Below are 24,284 nucleotides of genomic sequence, written 5' to 3'. Positions count from 1 at the left end.
TTATTAAAATAAGTCCTTTTCTTTACACAATCTTGATAGTTCACATAATACCAGATGTTATATAATCTATTTTGGCAATAAAAGTGTATAATAGAATCATAGGGGGGAATACGAATGAATAATTGCAAAGAAAATAGAGAATTATCATGGTTAAAGTTTAATGATCGTGTATTAATGCAGGCAAAGGATCGAGGTGTTCCTTTAGCAGAAAAATTAAGTTTTATTTCTATTTATCAAACGAATTTAGATGAATTTTTTATGGTAAGAATAGGATCACTTTATGATCAAATGTTGTTTTATCCTGATACTAGGGATAACAAAACAGGGATGACAGGTGAAGAACAATTAAAAGCATGTTTTAAAAGAGTAGCTTATTTAAATAAGAAAAAAGATCGTATTTATCAAAGAACCATGAATCAACTTAGTGAATCAGGAATGAGTGTTTTAAAATATAAAGATATTACGAGTAAAGAAGATCGTCGCTATTTTCAAGATTACTTTGAAAGAGAAATTTTACCTTTAATATCTCCTCAAGTTATATCAAAAAGACAACCATTTCCATTTATTAATAATCGTGAGATGTATGCTGTTGTTCGTCTTGAATCTAAAAAAGGTAAACGTAAAATGGGGATTGTTTCATGTTCTAATGCGATGGATGAAAGACTCATACCAGTGCCTAGTCAACCAGGAAAATTTATTTTAGTAGAAGATATTATTTTACATTTTGTTTCCCATATTTTTTCTAAATACACTGTAAAAAGTAAAGGACTCATTAGGGTAACGAGAAGTGCAGATATTGATGAGGATGATCATTCATTAGAAGGACATGAAGATTATCGTGAAATGATGGAAACTTTAATTAAACAAAGACGTAAATTATGTCCGGTACGTTTAGAAATGTCATCAGGATTAGAGGATGTTGAAGTATTGATGTTAATGAATTTCTTAAATTTAAAGAAAAATCAAGTGTTTGAAAGTGAAGCACCGTTAGATTTTGGCTTTATTAGTGAATTAAGAGATCATTTAAAATATATCCATCCTGAAATGTTCTATAAACGTCTTGAATCAAGAAATAGTTCAATAGTAGATAATAGAGTTCCGATGATTAAACAAATATTAAAACATGATTTATTACTTTGTTATCCATTTGAATCTATGTCACCATTTTTAAGATTATTAGATGAAGCCAGTCATGATGCTAATGTAGCAAGTATTAAAATGACTTTATATCGTGTTGCTAAAAATTCTAAAATTGTTAAATCATTAATAAAAGCAGCAGAAAATGGAAAAGAAGTGGTTGTTTTAGTAGAGTTAAGAGCACGATTTGATGAAGAAAATAATATTGATTGGTCTAAACGATTAGAAGAAGCAGGATGTCGTGTTATTTATGGATTAGATGGATTAAAGGTTCATTCTAAATTGTGTTTAATTACTTATAAAACAGAAGGTAGTGTAAAATACATTAGCCAAATTGGTACTGGTAATTATAATGAAAAAACATCTAAACTTTATACTGATTTATCATTAATGACAGCAAACCAAGAAATTGGTGAAGAAATTAATGGTGTATTTAATCATTTAAGTCTTGGAGAAACTGAAAATCATACTGATTTATTAATGGTTGCGCCTCATTGTATGATTTCTAAAATATTTGTGCATATAGATGAACAAATTGCTTTAGCTAAAGAAGGTAAAGAAGCTTATATAGGTTTTAAATGTAATGCTCTTACAAGTCGTAAAATGATAGATAAATTAATTGAAGCCAGTCAAGCTGGCGTTAAGATTGATATGATTGTAAGAGGAATATGTTGTTTAATTCCAGGTGTAGAAGGATATACTGAAAATATTCATGTTATTTCTATTGTTGGACGCTATCTTGAACATTCACGTATTTACATATTTGGTAAAGATGATCCAAAGGTTTATATTTCTTCAGCAGATTTAATGACGCGTAATCTAGAAAGAAGAGTAGAAGTAGCAGCGCCAGTTCTTGATACAAAACTTAAAAAGATGTTACTCAATATGTTTAATATTATGTTGTCAGACAATGTTAAAGCATCACAGTTAGAAAGTGATGGAAAATATAAACGTGTAAAGAATAAAAAAGCATTGATGAACAGCCAAGAATATTTTTTCAAAAATGAAGTAAAGTAGGAAGGAATGAGATGATGAAAGTTGGAATCTTAACAAGTGGTGGTGATTGCCAAGCACTTAATGCAACAATGCGTGGCCTAGCAAAAACACTTTATCGTCAAAGTAAAGATATTGAAATTATTGGTTTTTTAAAAGGTTATAAAGGACTGATGTTAGGACAATATAAAAAGATGAAAGAAGAAGATTTTGAAGATATTCTTAATCTTGGAGGAACAATTTTAGGAACTTCGCGTTGTCCTTTTAAAAAAATGAGAGTCATTGAAGATGGCTTTGACAAAGTGGAAGCGATGAAAAAAACATATAATAAACTTAAATTAGATTGTTTAGTGGTTTTAGGGGGGAATGGTTCTTTAAAATCAGCCAATATGTTAGCTCAAGAAGGACTTAATGTGATTGGTTTACCTAAAACAATTGATAATGATACATGGGGAACAGATTATACCTTTGGTTTTCAAAGTGCTGTTAATGTTGCTAGTCAATATTTAGATGAAATCCAAACCACAGCTAAAAGCCATGACCGTATTTTTGTTGTTGAAATTATGGGACATCGAGTTGGTCATATTTGTTTAGCTTCCGGATTAGCATCAGGTGCAGATGTTATCTTATTGCCAGAGATACCTTATGATATAAAAGGAATTGTAAAAGCAATTAAAGAAAGACAAAAAAAGGGTCAAAATTATGCTGTGATTGCCTGTGCTGAAGGCGCTATTAGTAAAGAAGATAGTCTTCTTACTAAAAAGAAATATAAAGCTAAGGTAGCGAGTCGAAATGGGATGTCGGTGGCTTATGAAGTAGCTAAAGAATTAGAAGGTTATTTTGATAATGAGATTCGTGTATCGCTTGCAGGACATGTTCAACGTGGTGGACAACCTAGCAGTTATGATCGTTTAATGGCAACACGCTTTGGTATTGAAGGAGCAAGACTTGTTTTAAATCAAGATTTTGGTAAGCTGGTTGTTTTAGATAAAACAGAAGTGAAGGCGATTCCTTTAGCTCAAAGTGCAGGTAAATTAAAATATGTTGATCCTGAAGGCGAAGTGGTAACAGGGGCTAAGTTAATGGGTGTTTCATTTGGTTAAAAGAGGTTATGAAAAATAACTTCTTTTTTGTATCATTGAATTAAGATTTATTATTTGTTAGAATAGGTGCGCATAGAAAGTAGGTAATCATATGAAAAGAGAGTATCCAATTGTATATTTAAGTCCTGAAGGGGAAAAATGGCTTGATAAAGGTCAAATGTGGATGTATAAAAATAACGCTATTGTTGATGAAAGTTTAGAAAATGGGATCTTAGTTGATATTATGACAACATCAAATCGTTATATGGGAACAGGTTTTTTATCTAAGGAAAGTCATATTACAGTACGTATTTTATCTAAAAATCAAAATGAAGTTATTAATCATCAATTTTTTAAATCTAGAATACAAAAAGCTTATGATTTTAGAAAAACAGTAGAAAAAGATAATTTAACTAATTGTCGTTTAGTATTTGGGGAAGCTGATCAGTTACCTGGTCTTACAGTAGATCGATATAATGATATTTTAGTTTGTCAAATTAGTTCTTATGGTTTAGAACAAATCAAAGATGAAATTTATGATTTATTATTAGAAACATTAAGAGAAGATGGTCAAGATGTTAAAGGAATTTATGAAAGAAATGATATTCAAGTACGTCAAAAAGAAGGATTAAAGATGTATAAAGGGTATTGGAAACAACCGGTACCCACTAAAACAATCATTAATGAAAATGGGTTAAAATTAAATGTAGATGTAGAAAATGGTCAAAAAACAGGCTATTTCTTAGATCAAAAATCTAATCGTGTTTTATTAAGAAATATGGCTTTTGGTAAAACAGTATTAGACTGTTTTAGTCATACTGGAGGATTTGCATTAAATGCAGCTTTAGGAAATGCGAAACATGTAGATGCTGTAGATGTTTCTCAAGTAGCTTTAGATCAAGGTTTAGCTAATGCTAAACTAAATCATTTAGAAAAGAGAATGTCATTTATTCAAGCAGATGTTTTTGATTATTTAGATCAATGTCAACAAGGACAATACGATATCATTGTTTTAGATCCACCTGCTTTTACTAAATCAAGAAGAACAATTAATCATGCTTATCAAGGATATAAAAGAATTAATAAAAGAGCGATGGAATTATTAAAGAATGACGGTTATTTGCTTACATGTAGTTGTTCACGTTTTATGGAAACAAGTCATTTTGAACAAATGTTAAAAGATGCTGCCCAAGAAGCGCATGTGACTTTAAAACAAGTTTCAGTAACTCAACAAAATGCTGATCATCCAATATTATGGACCATGGAAGAAACATCATATTTAAAATTTTATATTTTCCAAATTGTTGATGCAAAGTAATCATGGAAAATAGATGGCAATATTGATTAATGTAATATATAGGGAGCATACACGAGGATATCGAATGCTCTTTTTTATTAAAATGATATAATAAAAGTAAATTTAAGCATATGTTTTTTAGTGTATATAAAATGAGAGGAAGGTGTAAGACGATATGATTTTTTGTTTTTCGGGAACGGGTAATAGTCGTTATATTGCTAAGAAAATAGCTGAGACCCTAGAAGATACTATCATTGATTTAAATGTCAAAATTGAAGAAAATGATTATTCACCATTACAAACAGGCTGTCATGTAATTGTGGTTGTGCCCACTTATGCATGGCGAATACCACGCATAGTATCAAACTGGCTTTTAAGTACAAAGTTATTAGGAGCAAAGCGAATTTGGTTTGTTATGGATTGTGGTGGTGAAATTGGCAATGCCGCAAAATATAACAGACAGATTGCTTGCGAAAAACAATTACAATACATGGGCACAATGCAAATTATTATGCCAGAAAACTATATTGCAATGTTTAATGCACCACAAGTTAATGAAGCAAAACAAATCGTAGAAAAAGCAGTACCGTATATTGAAAATGCAATTACTTTTATTAAAGCAGAAAAGCCATTTCCAATACCACGAAACAATCTTTATGACCGTTTTATGAGTGGACCAGTTAATCCTGTTTTTTATCGTTTCTTCGTTAAGGCTAATGCATTTTTGGTAGATAAGCGATGTACTGGATGTGGTCAATGTGCAAAAAAATGTCCGTTAAATAATATTAAATTAATAAATGGAAAACCAGTTTGGAATAAAAACTGTACACATTGTATGGCTTGTATATGTTATTGTCCTGTAAAAGCTATTGAATATGGTAAAAAGAGTAAGAATAAACCTCGTTATTACTTTGAACAATTAAAAATTAAATAGTTTTCAAGGTTGACTTCCTATCGCAATTCTTGACATAAAAGGGTATAATATATAAAAGGTAAGTGTTTTTTATGGAAGGAGCAATCATATGGACGAAAAGATGAAATCTACTATTTTAATTGTTGATGATTCACAATTAAATAGATTAGTTTTATATGAATTGTTAAATGATCGATATAATGTGATTGAAGCTACTAATGGAGTAGATGCTTTAAATATTATAAAAGAGCAAGATGCTCGTATTGATTTGGTGTTATTGGATATTATTATGCCTGGAGTCGATGGATATGAAGTTCTTGAAGAGATGAATCGACTTCATTTTATAGATTATATTCCAGTTATTATGATTTCTTCTGAAGGAGCTTCATCAACTGTAGAAAGAGCTTATGAGTTAGGGGCAACAGACTACATCACAAGACCATTTGAAAAGTATATTATTATGCGACGTATTTCTAATACGATTAGGTTATATCAAAAACAAAAGAAATTACTTAATTTAGTTGAAGACCAAGTACAACAAAGAGTAGATAATAATAGTATGCTGATTAAGGTTCTTGCTAATATTGTTGAATTTAGAAATGGTGAAAGTGGTTTACATGTTCAACATATTCAGTCGCTTACTAAAATGTTATTAATGTATTTAATTCAAAAAACAGATCAATATCAAATAGATGAATATCATGTTTTATTGATTAGTACAGCTTCGGCGTTACATGATATTGGAAAAATATCAATAGATGACAAAATATTAAATAAACCAGGGCGATTAACTGCTGAAGAATTTGAAATCATTAAAGGACATTCACTTATTGGTGCTAATATGATTCAACAAATTCCTAGTTATAAAAATGATGCGATGCTTAGATATGCTTATGATATTTGTCGATGGCATCATGAACGTTATGATGGTAGAGGATATCCTGATGGTTTAACGGGTGAAGAAATTCCTATTTGGGCACAAGTTGTAGCTTTAGCTGATGTATATGATGCTTTAACGAGTGAAAGATGCTATAAAAAAGCTTATAGTCATAAACAGGCAATGGAAATGATTTTAAATGGGCAATGTGGAACATTTAATCCATTATTGCTAGATTGTTTATGTGATATAGAAGAAGTTATCCAAAGGGAATTAGAAAATGATTATGTAAGAGTGGATGGTCAGGTTGTTTCAAAAATCACTGATGAAATTGTTGAAAATCAACTCACTAAGGATATAAGCCAAATTGAATCTAAATCACATCTTCCTATAGAGCAACAGTTGGGAATTACTTTCAAATATGATTTGGCTGATGATACGGTTTATATTTCTTCTAGAGGAGCTGCAAGTTTAGGATTAGATCAAGTTATTGTTCATCCTGCTAATGATGATCAGTCTTTTTTAACAAAATCAAACATAAAAAAATTAGTTTCTAAGTTACGACAAACTGACAGTTTACATACCACTGTTGAAATGAAATTTCAATTAGAATTCAATCATACTAAGAATTGGTATAAAATTCATGCGGATTCTTTATGGGAAAATCAACAATATGCAGGTGTCATTGGAAATATTACATGTTTAAATGAAAGTGAAATTGTTGAATTAAATCAAAATCAACATATTTTAAAATGTTCTTTTACAGAAGCTTTAGATATTATTGAACAATTAAAGAAAATTTTTGATCATGTAAGATTGGTTGATATTCATAATCAAAAAGTGGTAAAGATTACGAGTCAAGGAATAGAAGAATCTACAGAAAAATGCAACGAATTTTGGAATCATGATCATGCTTGTCGTAGTTGTGTTTCATGCCATTCTTATGATAAAAAAGGACAAGCAGTTAAGTTGGAATTTATTGATCATGATGTTTATGGTGTGATTGCTGAATATATTGAGATTGATAATCAACCATGGGTTTTAGAAATTATTTGTAAAACGAAGGAAGAAATTTTACTAAGTGCACACGGTCATACGAAGTTTATGGAAAAGATTTCTCAATATAATCGTCAATTCTATACAGATATCTTAACAGGATGTTATAGTAGAAGATATTATGAAGAAGTTGTAAAGCATATTGATACTATTGATGCAATAGCAATGATTGATGGGGATAACTTTAAACATATTAATGATCATTATGGTCATGCTGTTGGAGATTTAGCTTTACAACATATGGCAAGTGCAATTAAATCATGTATTCGGGATGATGATTTATTAATTCGTTATGGTGGCGATGAATTTATATTGGTTTTCCAAAATATGGTTCAAGAAACATTTAAGGAAAGATTGAACATCATTTTAAATACAGTTAAAAATGAAACCATAAATGACTACCCTGATATTCATTTATCAGTAACAATCGGTGGTGTTCATGGTGTCCATCATGTAAGTGATGCTTTAAAACAGGCAGATGATTTGATGTATCAAGGGAAAGATAAAACAAATCATGTCATAATAAAAAATGAGAATTCTTAATTAAGTGAATTCTCATTTTTTTATTAGTAAGATAATTCTTTTTTTTGAACATGATAATAAGCAATAGCTAAAGCAAGAGCTGTACAGACCCAGCTTACTGGATAAATCATGAGTAAGTGATCATAACTTGCTATCATAGGATAAAGGGTATAAATGTATAAAATACGTAAACCGCAGATACCTAATACACAAATAATAGCTGGGGTACTTGAATAACCAATACCACGCATAAAGGCAGATAGTAATTCAATAAACATATTAATAATTTCTAATGATAAAACGATATACATACGGGTATAAGCAAGAGCTGCGATATGAGGATCACTTGTAAAGAAACTAATACATAATTCATGGAAGACGAGGAAGATAATTGTAATAATGATAGTTGCAATACTTCCTAAAAGAATAGTCCATTTAGTGATTTGTTTACAACGTTGATAATTTTTAGCAGCATAGTTTTGACCGATAAAGGTAACAGCTGCTTGGCTAAAAGCACTGATAATAAAATAACTAAAGTATTCATAGTTTAAGGCAGCAGCACTTGCAGCTACGGTAGCAGAACCAAAATCATTTAATGATGATTGGATAAGCACATTGGAGATTGAAAAGACAGCAGATTGTAATCCTGTTGGTACACCAATTTTAGCAATTTGAATTAAAATATGTTTATGAAATTTTAATTCTTTTAAATTAACTCTTAATGCACCTTGTTCTTGAGTTAAACAATAAAGTAAGATGAGAGAACTAATAATATTAGAAATCACAGTAGCAATAGCAACACCTTCAACACTCATATGAAACATAATAACAAAGACTAAATTTAAAACAACATTAACACTTCCTGAAATAATTAAAGCAATAAGTGGTCTTTTGGTATCACCTTTACTTCTTAATATAGCGGCTGTAAAGTTATATAACATAATAAAAGGCATACCAGAAAAATAAATCTTTAAATAAAGTGTAGCAAGATCAATGACATCTTCTGGTGTAGACATCATCTCTAAAATAGGACGAGCACAACTAATACCAATCACTAATAAAACAATCCCACTTACTAAAGCAAGTAAGATGGATGTATGCACGGCTTGATTAGCTTTTTTTTGATTATCACTACCAATAAATGAAGCGACTACAACATTTGTCCCTACTGATAAACCCACAAATAAATTGACTAATAAATTAATAACAGGACCATTAGCACCTACGGCAGCAAGAGCACTATTACCAGCAAAATTTCCGACTACAGCAACATCGGCTGCATTAAATAATTGTTGGAGAATACTTGTAGCAGCAAGTGGTAAAGCAAATAATAATAATTTATCCCATAGACTACCATGAAGCATATCGACTTGTTTTCTCATAATGAACCCCCTCTTTATAAAACAAAAGATATTATAAGGGTTCAAGTAGTATTGATGTCAAGAACAATGATGGTTATTTCAAAAATTGAAAATATCTTGATATGAATAATGGTATAATAAAATTAATGAATGGGGAGAAATTTATGAATATATTTTTAAAATTACAAAAACAGGACCATTTTTCAAGTAATGAAAAAATAGTAGCTAATTATATATTAAAAAAACCACAAGCAGTATTAAATATGTCTTATAAAGAATTAGGACAAGCCTGTTTTGTTTCACCAGCAACTGTTTATCGTTTATGCGATAAGTTAGAATTATCTGGATTTTCTGATTTGAAAATGAAAATTACCAGTTCACTTCCAGATTATTTGAAGTGTAATGATGATTTTGATTTTGATTTCCCAGTTAAACAATATCAAACCCATTATGAAATTGTTCATAATTTAGGTGAAGATTATAAACAAACAATTGATCTTACGGGAAATCTTTTTGATTTAGAACAACTAAGATTGGTAGCGAGTGCTATGAAAAAAGCCCAAGTTATTGATCTTTATACTTCAGCAGGAAATATTTATTTTGCATTGAATTTTCAATTTCAGATGCAAGAAATAGGTGTTCATGTTCATGTACCTATTGAAGATTACCAACAACGATTAACAGCAGCAAGCAGTGATGAAAATCATTTAGCGGTTGTTATTACTTTTGGTGGAAGAGGTGTATTAACAGAGGTTTTACCACGTATTCTTTCAAAAGTGAAGACACCTATTGTTTTAATTTCTTCTAGAGATTATTCATTTAAAGATATTGAACCGGATTATCATCTCTATTTAGCACATCATGAAAATCATTATAAAAAGATTTCATCTTTTTCTACTAGGCTTTCTTTGCTTTATATTTTAGATACTTTATATACAAGTTATTTTGAATTAGATTATCAAAATAATTTAGATCGAAAATTATATTATTATGAAAATTTAGTAGAAGGTAAGATAAAATGAGAAAAGAATTCTAAATTATATTTTAATATAAGATAATTTTGAAAAAATAATTCGTTTCCATTAGTTTGCATTGTTTATCGTTATAGCATTTTTTATGATGAAGATAGGAGGTCGTGTTATGAGTGTAAAAGCAATTATGTGTGATATTGATGGAACTCTTCTTTGTTCAAAAGGATATGTGACACCAATAACAGTAGAAGCAATAAAAAAAGCAAGAGAAAAAGGAATTTTATTTGGTTTATCAACAGGGAGAGATGTCAATAGTATTCAAACTTTACTAAAGGATTGGCATATTGATGGATTGGTTGATATCATCGTTGGTACTGGCGGAGGAGAAATTTATGATTATAAATTAGATACTTATAAGGAACAGTATCCTTTAGATGGTCAATTAATTCAAAATATTGTTGAACATTATCAAGATATGAAAGTCAATTTTGCTATTCCGGAAAATGGTATTTTATATGCACCTAAAGATGATGAATTAATTCAAATGTTATCTAAAGCGGACCATGTTCCTTATAAAGTGGTGAATTACGATGAATATCTTACAAAACCTAAACCAAAATTGATCATTGTTTGTCAAGAAGATTATATGGATCAAGTCATTGCAAGAAGTCAAACTTTCCATAATGATCAATTTAAATCATCTTCATTAAAAACAGCAAGTGTACTTTATGAATATATGGATCCTAGAGTGACGAAAACAGCCGGATTAATTGAGGCACTTAAGTTACATGATATTGATATCAAGGATATCGTGACTTTTGGTGATGCTGATAATGATTATGATATGACTTTAAATGCTGGTGTTGGGGTCGTTATGGCTAACGGAAGTGAAAAAACAAAGAGTGTTGCTGATTATATTACTGATGATAATGATCATGATGGAATTGGTCATTATATTGAAAAATTTATATTAGACAAATAAAACAACCTAAGGGTTGTTTTATTGTTTAACTATTATTTTTTTAAATTGAATAAGTACAAAAGATAAAAGTGAAAAAGTATAAATCATGATAAGTTTTGATAGTGATAATGAAGTAATCATGAATAAGTCTTGTAAAAATGGGATATAGAAAATAAGATGTAATAAGCCAAAACCAACGAAAAAAGCAAGAATGCTACTGATGTTAGATGTTATTCCAATTCGATAGATTGGCTGATTACTACGACAAGAAAAACCATGAAGTAAACGTGATAGACAAATTGTAGCAAAGGCAAAAGTGGCTGCTGTTAAAGCATCGTACCTTAGCCCAACATAGTAAGCTATCATTGTACAGAAAGCAATAATAGTACCATCAACTAATATTTCATTTAAAGAAGTTTGATTTAAAATATGATTATTTTTATGACGTGGAGGATCATTAAGAACATCCTCTTTTATTTTTTCCATACCAATAGCGATAGCTGGTAAAGAATCGGTAATAAGATTCATAAAAAGTAAATGCACAGGATAGAAAGGTGTAGGTAAGAAAAAGAGAGAAGTCATTAAAACACATAAAATCCCGGCAAAGTTTCCTGATAATAAATAATGAATCGCATTTTTAATATTACGATAAACATTACGACCAATAATAACGGCTTTGACAATAGTGGAAAAGTTATCATCAGTAAGGATCATATTGGCAGCATCTTTAGAAACTTCACTACCGGTGATTCCCATAGCAACACCGATATCACTTTGTTTTAAAGCTGGAGCATCATTGACACCATCACCGGTCATTGCAACAATGGCGCCTTGTTTTTGCCATAGTTTTACAATACGTATTTTATGTTCAGGAGCAACACGGGCATAGACGCTTACTTTTGGTAAAATCGTTTCTAGTTCTTGATCAGATATATGATTAAGTTGTTCTCCTTCTAAACATAAATCCCCATCTTGATAAATACCGATTTGTAAGGCAATACTTTTAGCGGTCACAATGTGATCACCAGTAATCATAACAGGTTTAATGGATGCTTGACGGCATGCTTTTACAGCTAGTGGACTTTCATGGCGAGGAGGATCCATAAGTGAAACTAAGCCAATGAAAGTAAGTTGATTTTCATCTTCTACTGTTAAACCAAAAGATGTACATGGCCTATAAGCAAAGGCTAAGACACGTAAACCTTGGCTGGCAAGCGTTTGGTTTTGTTTTAAAATAGTTTGTTTATGGAAATGAGTGAGTTTTTCTTTTTTGCCATGAATTAAAATGGTTTGGCATTTTTGTAAGATAACATCAGGAGCGCCTTTACTATATAGATGGTTTTTAGAAAGAACAGACATCATTTTTCTGGTTGAATCAAAAGGAAGTTCATTTAAATGAGATAAAGTAGGAAAATGATGATAGTTTACAAGATCAAGTAAGGCAAGTTCGGTAGGATCGCCAATTCTTTGTTGGTTATTTATGGAAGCATTATTACAGAGTGAACATGTTTTTAATAAAGTGAGATGATCATGTTTTTCTTTGTTTAAATCTTGATAGTGGTAAAGTTGGTCATAGAAGTAAATATTTTGAACTGTCATTTTATTTTGCGTTAAAGTTCCAGTTTTATCACTGCAAATAACAGAAATACAACCTAAACTTTCTACGGCACTTAAGTTTTTAATAATGGCATGTTCTTTTGCCATTTTTTGGGTAGAAAGTGATAAAACAATTGTGACGATAGAACTTAATGCTTCAGGAATTGCAGCAACAGCTAAAGCTACAGCAATCATAAAAGCATCAAGCGGTTTTTGTTTAGCTAAAAAGATATTAAGAAAAAGAACCAGAATACTGATAATGATGATAATAATGGATAATTGACCACTAAATTGATCTAGATTTTGTTGAAGTGGGGTTTTACGTTCTTGAGTATCGTTTAGCAACTGGGCAATTTTACCAAGTTCGCTGTTCATACCGATACTTGTTACAACATAGCGACCAGTACCGTTTGTCACTAGACTGCCAGAAAAGACCATATTGTTTTGATTAGATATCATGGTTTCTTTAGATAGAGGGTGACATTGTTTATCAATACTTTCTGTTTCGCCAGTCAAGGCACTTTCATTGGTTTGCAAGGATGAAGCTTCGATAATTCTACCATCTCCACTGATAACATCGCCAGCTTCAATTTGAACAATATCGCCAATGGTCAACTCATCTCCGGGGATCATTTGTAATGTTTGATCTCTTAAGACTTTAACTTGAGGTAAAGATAGTTTTTTTAAACTATCTAGGGATTTTTGGGCTTTGATGGTTTGATGAGTACCTAAAATGGCATTCATGACAATGACAACAATAATAACAATGGTACTTTCAAATTGACCACTTAATCCAGATATAATAGCTGAAATAATTAAAATGATAACAAGTAAGTCTTTGAATTGGTCAATGAATATTTTGATGGGTGATTCATTTTTTTGCTTAAGCAAGACATTTTTACCATACTTTTCTTGATGTAATTTCACATCTTGGCTTGATAAGCCATAAATAGAACTATGACATAATTTTAATGTTTCATTCACTGTTTTTTGATAGTACATAATATTTCCTCCTACAATTTTACAAAAAAGACAAGATCGTTAAAACATAAGCCTTAACGAGTCTTGTCTTTAAGATGCACCAGAATATAGATTCGCGATTGTTGGCAACATCACACAGCTGTGAGACTACTCCCTCATTACTAACATTATAGCAACATTCTAAAGTATTATGCTTAAAATTACACAATCTTAACAAAAATAATGTGTTATAATGTTAGAGAAAATTAAACATTTTCTTTTATCTATCATTGATAGAACACGGAATAGGGTGTAATTCCCTGCGAGTCGGTCACTGTGAAGCCATGAAGGATAAGTCAGATACGTGAAAAGAAAATGATGTTTCTGCCGGAACCGGAAGCATGCAGATGTATGTTTCCTTGTTTGGTAATAAAACAGGGGGATGAAGATGACATTATTACAGTTAAAGTATGTAATTGCCGTAGCGAATGCGGGAACGATTAGTGAAGCAGCCAAGCAGCTTTATATTGCTCAGCCAAGCTTAACTACAGCAATTAAAGAATTAGAAAATGAGTTGGGAATAACCATTTTTATTAGAACTAACCGCGGTGTGATTTTATCAAGTCAAGGTGAAGAATTTTTAGGTTATGCCAGACAGGTGATTGATCAGACGAATTTGATAGAAGAAAAATATTTTGGTCAAGCACCAGTTAAGCATCAGTTTTGTATTTCTACACAACATTATTCTTTTGCCGTAGAAGCATTTGTTTCTTTAATTAAAAAATATGGGGGTCAAGAATATGACTTTAGAATTAGAGAAACACAGACGTATGAAATTATTGAAGATGTTGCTAGATTAAAAAGTGAAATTGGTATTTTATATTTAAATCGTTTTAATGAGACAGTCATCAAAAAGACGTTAAAGGAAAATGATTTACAGTTTCATTCACTGTTTGTAGCTAAACCTCATGTTTTTGTAGGTAAGGATAACCCATTAGCTAAACAAAACCTAGTTACATTAGAAGATTTAGAGCCTTATCCTCGTTTATCTTATGAACAGGGTGAGCATAATTCATTTTATTTTTCTGAAGAAATATTAAGTACTTTAGATAGTAAAAAAGATATTATGGTGTGTGATCGAGCTACGCTTTTTAATTTGTTGATTGGGTTAAATGGTTATACAATATGTAGTGGTATTATTAATGAACAATTGAATGGAAAGAATATTGTAGCGATACCTTTAGAGGTGGATGATTATATGGAAATAGGTTACATTACGCATAATAAAGTCGTTTTAGACCAGTTTGGTAAGCATTATATAGAAACACTTATTGAATATACAAAATAAGCGGTGATTATAGTTTTAAACTATAATCAACCGCTTTTATTTTATATTTTACGTTGATAAAGAAGCATTTTATACTTGAGTTATCAAAGAAAGATGAGGGGAAAATATGAAATATTCAATTATTGGATTTCCACGTATTGGAATTCATAGAGAATTAAAATTTGAAACTGAAAAATATTTTAGAAACGAAATTACACAAATTCAATATCTTGAATTTGTTAGAGAACAAAGAGCATTACAATGGAATAAGCAATTAGAACATCATGTATCTTTTATACCATCCAATGATTATTCTTTATATGATGGTATGCTTGATACGACCGTGATGTTAAATGCAATTGAAAAGCGTTATTTAGATTTAAATGTAGATGATTTAAAGACTTATTTTTCTATGGCTAGAGGTTATCAAGGAAAAGAAGGTGATGTTAAGGCACATACAATGAAAAAATGGTTTAATACTAATTATCATTATATGGTTCCTGAACTAGAAGATGATACATGTATTAAATTAAGAAATCTTGATTTTCTACAAGGATATAAACAGGCTAAATCAATAGGTATTGAAACAAAACCAGTTATTATTGGACCTTATACATTTTTAGATTTAGCTAAAGTAAATGGAACTAAAGATAAAAAAGATTATGTTACAGATTTAAAGAAAGCTTATATTGATATTATTGAACAGTGTCATCAAGCAGGGGTGGCATGGTTACAAATTGATGAGCCTTCTTTAGTTAAAGATATGGATCAAAATGATGTAGCGTTATTCGTTGATTTCTATCAGGAAATATTAAAATATAAAGGAACAACTAAGGTTTTATTACAAACTTATTTTGGGGATGTAAGAGATTGTTATCATGAAATTTGTGGACTCAATTTTGATGGGGTAGGTCTTGACTTTGTTGAAGGAAAACAAACATATGATTTAGTTAAACAGACACCTTTACCAAAAGATAAGATTTTATTTGCAGGATTAATTAATGGTAAAAATATTTGGAAAGCAAATTATCAAGATATTTTAAGACAATTAAAACAATTAAGTGAAAATCAAAATGTGATTTTAAATACATCATGTTCTTTATTACATGTTCCTTATACAATTGAAAATGAAACACAGATGGATTCAAATATTAAAAAGCATTTTTCATTTGCTTATGAAAAATTAAAAGAGATGGATGAAATATGTCAATTATTTGAAGATGAACATTATCAAGAAAATGAACTTTATATTCAAAATCAAAATTTATTTAAAGAAAGTGTATTAAGAACAAATCAACAAGTCCAAGATGCCTTAAAAGCATTAAAAGAAGATGACTTTATTCGACAAGTTCCTAGAAGTCAAAGACGCTTAGTACAAAAAGAGAAACTGAATTTACCATTATTACCAACAACTACAATTGGCTCATTTCCACAAACTAAAGAAGTCAAACAAACAAGGTTTAAGTATAAAAAAGGTAAAATAAGCTATGATGATTATTGTCATGAAATGCAACGTCATATTAAAGAATGTATTGAATTACAAGAAAAAATAGGTTTGGATGTACTTGTTCATGGAGAATTTGAAAGAAATGATATGGTTGAATATTTTGGACAACAATTACAAGGGTATGTCTTTACAGAAAATGGTTGGGTACAGTCATATGGAACAAGGGGTTTAAAACCACCTATTATTTTTAGTGATATTAAAAGAGTTAAACCAATGACGGTTGATGTCATCAAGTATGCCCAATCATTATCTAAAAAGGAAGTAAAAGGAATGCTTACAGGTCCTGTTACAATATTAAACTGGTCATTTCCTAGAGTTGATATTTCATTAAAAGAAATGATGTATCAAATTGCCCTTGCAATTAAAGAAGAAGTGTTAGATTTACAAGCGGCAGGAATTCATATTATTCAAATAGATGAGGCAGCATTAAGAGAAAAACTTCCATTACGCAAGGCGGATTGGCATCATGATTATTTAGACTTTGCGATTAAAGCATTTCGTTTATGTCATAGTAAAGTCAATCCAGAGACTCAAATTCATACTCATATGTGTTATAGTGAATTTGAAGATATTATTAAAGAAATTGATGATATGGATGCAGATGTGATTACTTTTGAAGCCGCCCGTTCAAAATTAACAATTCTAGATGAACTGAAGAAAAATGATTTTGAAACAGAAGTAGGTCCAGGTGTGTATGATATCCATTCACCAAGAATTCCAAGTGTTACAGAAATTGAAGCGGCATTAAAAGTGATGCTAGAAAAGATATCGGTTGAATCTTTATGGGTCAACCCAGATTGTGGTTTGAAAACACGTGGTGAAAATGAAACAGTAGCAAGTTTAATCAACATGATAACGGCAGCACAAAACTTAAGAAAACAATTAAATAAAAATTAATTTAAAAATAAGGATATCTTGAAAGAGATATTCTTTTTTTGCATTTTTTGAAAATCGCTAGTCAAATCAGCTTTATTGGCTTTAAATAGAAGGGTAGAAAAAATGAAGAGGAGATATAAAAAATGGTAAGACAATTTCCAAAAGGATTTTTATGGGGTGGTGCCACTGCTGCCAATCAATATGAAGGTGGATGGAATGAAGGAGGAAAAGGAATTTCAGTATCTGATTGTGCTAGACATCATTTAGATGTTGATGTTCAAGATTATAAAGCACAAAATGCTGTTACTTCAAAAGATATTGAAGATGCTTTAAAATCAAATGATGATTCTCTTTATCCTAAAAGACATGGTGCGGATGGTTATCATCATTATAAAGAAGATATTAAATTGTTTGCAGAAATGGGCTTTAAAGTATATCGTATGTCTATTGCCTGGTCACGTATTTTCCCTAATGGTGATGATTTACAACCTAATGAAGAAGGACTAAAGTTTTATGATGATGTTTTTGATGAATGTTTAAAATATGGCATTGAACCTTTAGTAACAATGTCACATTATGAACCACCTATTAATTTAGTATTAAATTATGATGGTTGGGCTTCAAGAGAAGTTGTAGATATGTTTGTACGATATGTAGAAACAATTTGTGAACGTTATAAAGATAAAGTCAAATATTGGTTAACTTTTAACGAAGTAGACTCTATGATTCGTCATCCTTATACTACTGGTGGATTAATAGAAGATCGTTTTCCAAATAGAAATTTCCAAGAAGTGATTTTCCAAGCAATGCATCATCAATTTGTAGCCAGTGCCTTAGCTACAAAAATCTGTCATGAAAAGATACCGGGATCAAAAGTAGGATGTATGCTTACAAAATTGACTTATTATCCTTATACATGTAAACCAGAAGATGTCCTTCAAGCTCAACAAGATATGAGAAGCACTTATTGTTATAGCGATACGCAAGTGTTTGGTGAATATCCTGCTTATTTGTTAGCTAAATTTAAAAATGAAGGTCTTCATATTAAAATGGAAGATGGCGATTTGGAAATTATGAAAAAATATCCGGTAGATTTTGTTTCATTTAGCTATTATTCTTCAAGTTGTGTTGCTAAAGATGACCAAGGTTTAAAGAAAACAGCAGCTAATACGAATGTAGCCATTAAAAACCCATATATTCCAAGTTCTGATTGGGGATGGCAAATAGATCCGATTGGTTTAAGAATTTCGTTAGTAGATTTATATGATCGTTATCGTAAACCATTATTTGTTGTAGAAAATGGTTTAGGAGCTAAGGATGAATTAATCAATGGTACTGTAGATGATCAATATCGTATTGACTATTTTGATGCTCATTTTAGAGAAATGTTAAATGCGATTGAAATAGATGGTGTTGATTTAATGGGATATACATCTTGGGGATGTATCGACATTGTAAGTGAATCAACAAAACAAATGTCTAAACGTTATGGCTTTATTTATGTAGATGCAGATGATTTAGGAAATGGAACATATAATAGATATAAGAAAAAATCATTTGATTGGTATAAACATGTTATTGAAACAAACGGTGCTTGTTTATTTGAAGATTAATGTTATTTCCTAGGAAATGATGTCGACATTATTGACAAGTTCGTATCAATGTGATAATTTATATACATACATAAACTTGTGATTGGGAGATAAAACAAGGAAAGCCCTCAAAGAGAGTCTAGGATGGTGAAATCTAGATAGTAAGCAACTTGGTAAATGGACCCATGAAGGCAAAGGGGAAAGGTAACGAGTATCTTTTGACGTAAGCCTACGTTACAGGGCAAGAATGTGATAGCATTTTAAAACTTAAGGTGGCATAGCAGATATAACATCTGTCCTTTTGGGACAGGTGTTTTTTGTTTTGAAAATGCGATTTCATAGAAAGGGGTTAATTTATGAAATTGAAACGATGGTGTTTGGTTAAAAACTAAAAAAATCAAAACAAAGAAAAGGGGAAAAATAATGAAAGCAAAAAGATTATTAAAATTATCAATGGCAGTAGCCTTAACAGTAGGATTATTAACAGGATGTTCAAGTAGTAAAGAGGATGTAAAAGAAGTTGCAATTGTTCAATATGTTGAACATACTTCATTAGATACAATTAAAAAATCATTTGATAAAGAAATGGATAAATTAGGATATAAAGAAGGAGAAAATATTCACTATACATTTAAAAATGCTCAAGGAGATATGAATACAGCACCTTCTATTATTCAAGGTTTCCAATCAAGTGAAAAAGATTGTGTTGTCGCTATTGCTACACCAGTAGCGATGTCAGCAGCAACAATGGCTAAAGATACACCTGTTGTTTTTGCAGCTGTAACTGATCCAGTATCAGCAGGATTAACAAGTTCTTTAGAAAAACCTGATAAAAATATCACAGGAACAAGTGATGAAATTCAAGTCGATCAAATCTTAGATAAAGCACTTGAAGTGAATCCAAATTTAAAAACATTAGGTGTAATTTATAATAAAGGTGAAGTAAATTCAGTAACTAATATTAAAAAAGCGAAAGCTTTCTGTGATAGTCATGGTATTGTTATGGAAGAAGCAACAGTAACAGGTGTTAATGAAGTTCAAAGTGCAATTGATGTATTAAATACAAAATGTGATGCTGTTTTTGCTCCAAATGATAATATGATTGCTAGTGCAATGAATATTGTTGGACCAGCATGTGCTAAAGCTAAAAAGCCATTATATGTAGGTGCTGATTCAATGGTACAAGATGGTGGATTTTTATCAGTAGGAATTAATTATGAAAATTTAGGGAAAGAAACAGCTAAGATTGTTGATCAAGTTTTAAAAGGTAAAAAAGTAAGTTCTATTCCAGTTAAAGTATTTAAAGATAATTTAAATATTTATGTTAATAAAAAAGTGTTAAATGAATTAGGAATTACATTACCTGATTCAATTAAAAATGATAAAGCTTATGTAGAAATGTAGGGGTTATATGATGAGTCAGACGGTTGTATTAGGAGCGTTAGAATTAGGTGGTATTTTTGCAGTTTTATCACTTGGTTTATATATCAGTTATAAAGTGTTAGATTTACCAGATTTAACAGTAGATGGAAGTTTTACTCTAGGAAGTGCTGTAAGTGCTGTGGTTACCTTACACGCTTCTCCTTATTTGGGGTTAGTGTTATCTTTTATTGCTGGGGTTATGGCTGGAATTGTAACAGGTTTATTAATCACAAAATTAAAAATTATGCCATTACTTGCCGGTATTTTAACAATGTCTGGTTTATATTCTGTTAATTTGATGATTATGAATGAAACACCTAATCTCTCTTTATTTGGATATAAAACAGTGTTTAGTCAATTAGAAACAATTACACCTTATGCTAAAATTATCATTATTTATGCTCTTGTTATTGCTTTGGTTGTTTTACTTGATTTATTCTTAAGAACTCAATTAGGCTTATCATTAAGAGCATGTGGTGATAATGAAGCAATGGTAAAAGCAAGTTCAATTGATAGTGATAAAATGAAAGTATTAGGTTTAGCGTTAGCTAATGGTTTAGTTTCTTTATCTGGCGCTATCTTTGCTCAACATCAAAGTTTTGCTGATATTACTAATGGAACCGGAATGATGGTTATTGGTCTTGCTAGTATTATTGTAGGAATGACATTTATTAAAAAAGAAAAGATTTTAATGCAATTGATTGCAGTCGTTTTTGGGGCTATTTTTTATCGTTGTATTTTAAGTATTGCCTTACAATTTGGGTTACCTTCTGGTTATTTAAAATTGTTATCAGCAGTATTAGTAGTAATTGCTTTAGCTATGACTAATGGCTCTTTAAAAAGTAAGAAAAGAGGGAGAAAGTCATGTTAGAACTTAAAGATTTGTCAGTTGTATTTTATAAAGGAACTGTGAATGAAAAAGTTGCTCTATCACATGTGAATTTAAAGTTGGAAGCAGGAGACTTTGTTACAATTATTGGTAGTAATGGTGCCGGTAAATCAACTTTATTTCAAACAATATCAGGAGCAGTAGAAAGTGATAGTGGTCAAATTTTATTAAATGGAAAAGATATCACTTTTGAACCTGAATATAAAAGAGCTCGTCATATAGGAAGACTTTTTCAGGATCCTTTAAAAGGAACAGCACCACATATGACAATAGAAGAAAACTTACATTTATCTAATCAAAGAGGAAAACATTTTTCATTGTCTTTAATGTCACATAAATATCGCACTCTTTTTCAAGAATCTTTAAAAGAATTAGATTTGGGATTAGAAAATCGTTTAGATATGAAAGTGGGTTTACTTTCAGGGGGACAAAGGCAAGCCTTGACTTTATTGATGGCAACATTAGTGACACCTGATTTACTATTATTGGATGAACATACTGCCGCATTAGATCCTAAAACGGCTCAAAAAGTATTGCAATTGTCTGATAAAATAGTTAAAGAACATCATATTACAACAATGATGATTACTCATAATATGGAAGATGCTTTGAAGTATGGCAATAAAACAATGATTATGAAAGATGGTCAAATTATTGCTTTAATAGAAGGTGAAGAAAGAAAAAAGATGACGGTAGAACAATTAATACATCTTTATTCTTCTTCAACAAAAGAGTATACTGATCGTGTATTTTTAAAATAAAGATTTTTATAAGAAATCTTTTTTAGTGAGGAAAAAATCATGATAAAAGAAATAGTAAAAGATAATTTTATATTGTCACAAGTATGCCAAGATGCAACAAAGGAAGATCTTTATATTGTTGATGATTTACTAGATACAATCAAGTTTCACCAAACTCATTGTGTTGGAATGGCTGCTAATATGATCGGATATTTAAAAAATATAATTGTAGTTGAGAATCAAAATGGATATCTCATTTTAATTAATCCTGTTATTGAAAAAGAAACAGGAACTTATCAATGTGAGGAATCTTGCTTGTCACACACTGGTACAAAGCAAACTCAAAGATATCATAAAATAAAAGTATCTTATTTAGATGTTCAATTTAAAAAGAGAATAAAAACATTTGAAAGATTTACTGCCCAAATTATTCAACACGAAATCGATCATTGTAAAGGAATTCTTATTTAATGAAAAAACAAGGCTATTTTTTAACCTTATTATCTGCAGTGATTTTTGGTTTAACACCAACTTTGGCTAAAATAACTTATCAACTAGGTAATAACGGTATAACGATGGCATTTTTAAGACATCTTATTGTTATTCCAATTTTATGGATAATGATTAAAATAAAAGGCTATTCATTAAAGATAACCAGAAAACAATTAAAAGATATTTTATGTGTTGGCATTATTGGTAATGCATTGACTGTGATTTTACTTTATACATCTTATAGTTATATAGGAGTCGGGAGTGCAACAGTTTTACACTTTATGTACCCTTTATTTGTTTGTTTAATATATTATTTTTATTATCATCAACCACTTGGTAAGGCCACACTTTTGTGCCTTTTATTAGCAACCGTAGGTATTACTTTTTTTATTGAGTTTAATCAAAGTAGTTTTTTGGGGATGATTATGGCATTAACTTCAGGAGTGTTCTTTGCTTATTATATTGTAGGAGTAGATAAAAAAAGATTAGGCTCACTTAATCCCTATGTACTCAATTTTTATTTTGCTATATCTATTGCGGGCTGTATCCTATTAATAGGAGGTTTAACAAGACAAATTCAATGGGTCTTGCCTTTGAAAGTATATGGTTATGCATTAGTGATTGCCATTTTAACATCTATTATTGCTATTATATGTTTACAACAGGGAATTAAATATATAGGTGGGAGTCGTGCTTCTATCATTAGTATGTTTGAACCGGTAACAAGTGTTATTTTTGGCTGTTTTATTTTAAAAGAACAACTGACAATATTAAAAATCATAGGTTCTATTTTAATATTAGGATCTATTCTCTATATGATTATAAAGGAGGAAAATCATGATTAAATTAATCGCGACAGACATGGACGGAACTTTTCTTGATTCACAAAAAAGGTTTTCACCAGAATTTATTGATATGTTTTATGAACTTAGAAAGAGACAAATTCATTTTGTTATTGCTTCAGGTAATCAATATTATCGCCTTTATCAAAAATTCTTACCTATGTCAAATGGTATGTATTTTATTGGAGAAAACGGAAGTTATATAGCAAAAGGGTGTCAATTACTGTCAAAAAATGTAATAGAACAAAATAAAGTAGATAAAGTAATTTCTATGATTGAGACGATGCCTGAACTGAGAATCATTCTTGCTGGAGTAAAAAATGCATACTGTCTGAATAAATATAAAGAATTAGAAAAGCAGGTGGCTACATATTATTGTAATTATCAATTTGTAGAAAGTTATCATGATATTAATGATGAGATTATGAAAATTGCTATCTTTGATCCTGAAGGGAAGATTATTCAGTATGCTGATCAGATTGCTAAAGGGATTGATACAAGTTTAAAGGCAACAACATCTGGCAATGAATGGATTGATATTCAAAATGCAGACATTAATAAAGGTGTAGGCATCCGTTTTTTACAAAATGAATTAAACATAAAACCAGAAGAATGTATGGCTTTTGGTGATCAAATGAATGATTATACACTATTAAAATCGGTGAAATATAGCTATGCTATGGCTAATGCGGTTTTAAAGATTAAAGAAATATCATACGGAATTGCGCCTAGCAATGACGAACAAGGTGTATTGCAAGTGATTAAAAAAGAAGTTTTTGAACGTTAGAACCTCTTTTTTTTTACAAAAAAATTAAAAAAATAACAAAAAAGAGTAGACAAACAAGAGAAAAGATGGTAGTATAAACGAGCA

Annotated in this window: 18 protein-coding genes; 16 read left to right on the top strand and 2 right to left on the bottom strand. The window is 30.3% G+C overall.

The features are described 5' to 3' along the window. Positions 1-114 precede the first annotated feature (114 nt). From ppk1 to DWZ53_RS07435, 5 genes are all read left to right on the top strand, one after another. Positions 115-2,154 (top strand): polyphosphate kinase 1, encoded by a 2,040-nt coding sequence (ppk1, locus tag DWZ53_RS07455; protein WP_118433105.1) that lies wholly within the window; start codon positions 115-117, stop codon positions 2,152-2,154. An 11-nt stretch (positions 2,155-2,165) separates the two neighbouring features. Then, a complete protein-coding gene (locus tag DWZ53_RS07450; protein ID WP_233541861.1) occupies positions 2,166-3,233 on the top strand; it encodes a 6-phosphofructokinase in 1,068 nt (355 codons plus the stop codon). A gap of 91 nt (positions 3,234-3,324) precedes the next feature. Beyond that, on the top strand, positions 3,325-4,530 hold the full coding sequence (locus tag DWZ53_RS07445; protein ID WP_118433103.1) for a class I SAM-dependent rRNA methyltransferase: 1,206 nt from the start codon (positions 3,325-3,327) through the stop codon (positions 4,528-4,530). Positions 4,531-4,684: 154 nt separating this feature from the next. Continuing rightward, positions 4,685-5,443, top strand: a complete 759-nt coding sequence (locus DWZ53_RS07440; protein WP_118433101.1) for an EFR1 family ferrodoxin — start codon at positions 4,685-4,687, stop codon at positions 5,441-5,443. Between the two features lie 88 nt (positions 5,444-5,531). After that, entirely contained in the window at positions 5,532-7,898 is a 2,367-nt protein-coding gene (locus DWZ53_RS07435) for a diguanylate cyclase domain-containing protein (RefSeq protein ID WP_118433099.1), read from the top strand. Between the two features lie 23 nt (positions 7,899-7,921). On the opposite strand, the gene DWZ53_RS07430 is transcribed toward DWZ53_RS07435, so the two are convergent. After that, complete coding sequence (locus DWZ53_RS07430; RefSeq protein WP_199589133.1) at positions 7,922-9,259, bottom strand: MATE family efflux transporter; 1,338 nt, start codon at positions 9,257-9,259, stop codon at positions 7,922-7,924. Between the two features lie 143 nt (positions 9,260-9,402). Between DWZ53_RS07430 and DWZ53_RS07425 the strand changes: the two genes are divergently transcribed. Then, complete coding sequence (locus tag DWZ53_RS07425) at positions 9,403-10,260, top strand: MurR/RpiR family transcriptional regulator (RefSeq protein WP_118433097.1); 858 nt, start codon at positions 9,403-9,405, stop codon at positions 10,258-10,260. Between the two features lie 118 nt (positions 10,261-10,378). After that, the gene (locus DWZ53_RS07420) at positions 10,379-11,191 is read left to right on the top strand and encodes a Cof-type HAD-IIB family hydrolase (protein WP_118433095.1); all 813 of its coding nucleotides are present in this window, start codon (positions 10,379-10,381) and stop codon (positions 11,189-11,191) included. A gap of 18 nt (positions 11,192-11,209) precedes the next feature. On the opposite strand, the gene DWZ53_RS07415 is transcribed toward DWZ53_RS07420, so the two are convergent. Continuing rightward, a complete protein-coding gene (locus DWZ53_RS07415) occupies positions 11,210-13,768 on the bottom strand; it encodes a cation-translocating P-type ATPase (protein WP_118433093.1) in 2,559 nt (852 codons plus the stop codon). A 406-nt stretch (positions 13,769-14,174) separates the two neighbouring features. Here DWZ53_RS07415 and DWZ53_RS07410 point away from each other — a divergent pair, with 406 nt between their 5' ends. The 9 genes from DWZ53_RS07410 (at position 14,175) to DWZ53_RS07370 (ending at position 24,200) form a co-directional block, all read left to right on the top strand. Then, on the top strand, positions 14,175-15,074 hold the full coding sequence (locus tag DWZ53_RS07410) for a LysR family transcriptional regulator (protein WP_118433091.1): 900 nt from the start codon (positions 14,175-14,177) through the stop codon (positions 15,072-15,074). A gap of 106 nt (positions 15,075-15,180) precedes the next feature. Continuing rightward, positions 15,181-17,457: a 5-methyltetrahydropteroyltriglutamate--homocysteine S-methyltransferase gene (metE, locus tag DWZ53_RS07405; protein ID WP_118433089.1), complete on the top strand. Its 2,277-nt coding sequence runs from the start codon at positions 15,181-15,183 to the stop codon at positions 17,455-17,457. Between the two features lie 122 nt (positions 17,458-17,579). After that, positions 17,580-19,049, top strand: a complete 1,470-nt coding sequence (locus DWZ53_RS07400; protein ID WP_118433087.1) for a glycoside hydrolase family 1 protein — start codon at positions 17,580-17,582, stop codon at positions 19,047-19,049. Positions 19,050-19,451: 402 nt separating this feature from the next. After that, on the top strand, positions 19,452-20,432 hold the full coding sequence (locus tag DWZ53_RS07395) for an ABC transporter substrate-binding protein (RefSeq protein WP_118433085.1): 981 nt from the start codon (positions 19,452-19,454) through the stop codon (positions 20,430-20,432). A gap of 10 nt (positions 20,433-20,442) precedes the next feature. Next, positions 20,443-21,321: an ABC transporter permease gene (locus DWZ53_RS07390; RefSeq protein ID WP_118433083.1), complete on the top strand. Its 879-nt coding sequence runs from the start codon at positions 20,443-20,445 to the stop codon at positions 21,319-21,321. Next, positions 21,315-22,100, top strand: a complete 786-nt coding sequence (locus DWZ53_RS07385) for an ABC transporter ATP-binding protein (protein ID WP_118433081.1) — start codon at positions 21,315-21,317, stop codon at positions 22,098-22,100. Before DWZ53_RS07390 ends, DWZ53_RS07385 begins: the two co-directional genes overlap by 7 nt. 39 nt (positions 22,101-22,139) lie before the next feature. After that, positions 22,140-22,550 carry a peptide deformylase gene (locus DWZ53_RS07380; RefSeq protein WP_118433080.1) on the top strand — a complete coding sequence of 137 codons (411 nt, stop codon included), beginning with the start codon at positions 22,140-22,142 and terminating at the stop codon, positions 22,548-22,550. Continuing rightward, on the top strand, positions 22,550-23,416 hold the full coding sequence (locus DWZ53_RS07375; protein WP_118433078.1) for a DMT family transporter: 867 nt from the start codon (positions 22,550-22,552) through the stop codon (positions 23,414-23,416). The genes DWZ53_RS07380 and DWZ53_RS07375 overlap by 1 nt, the downstream gene beginning before the upstream one ends. Next, positions 23,409-24,200 (top strand): Cof-type HAD-IIB family hydrolase, encoded by a 792-nt coding sequence (locus DWZ53_RS07370; RefSeq protein ID WP_118433076.1) that lies wholly within the window; start codon positions 23,409-23,411, stop codon positions 24,198-24,200. The genes DWZ53_RS07375 and DWZ53_RS07370 overlap by 8 nt, the downstream gene beginning before the upstream one ends. Positions 24,201-24,284: the final 84 nt, after the last annotated feature.

This window comes from Coprobacillus sp. AF33-1AC (assembly GCF_003475785.1).
GTDB lineage: Bacteria > Bacillota_I > Bacilli_A > Erysipelotrichales > Coprobacillaceae > Faecalibacillus.
Note: the sequence above shows the minus strand (reverse complement) of the source record. Positions and strands in the feature narration are given on the sequence as shown.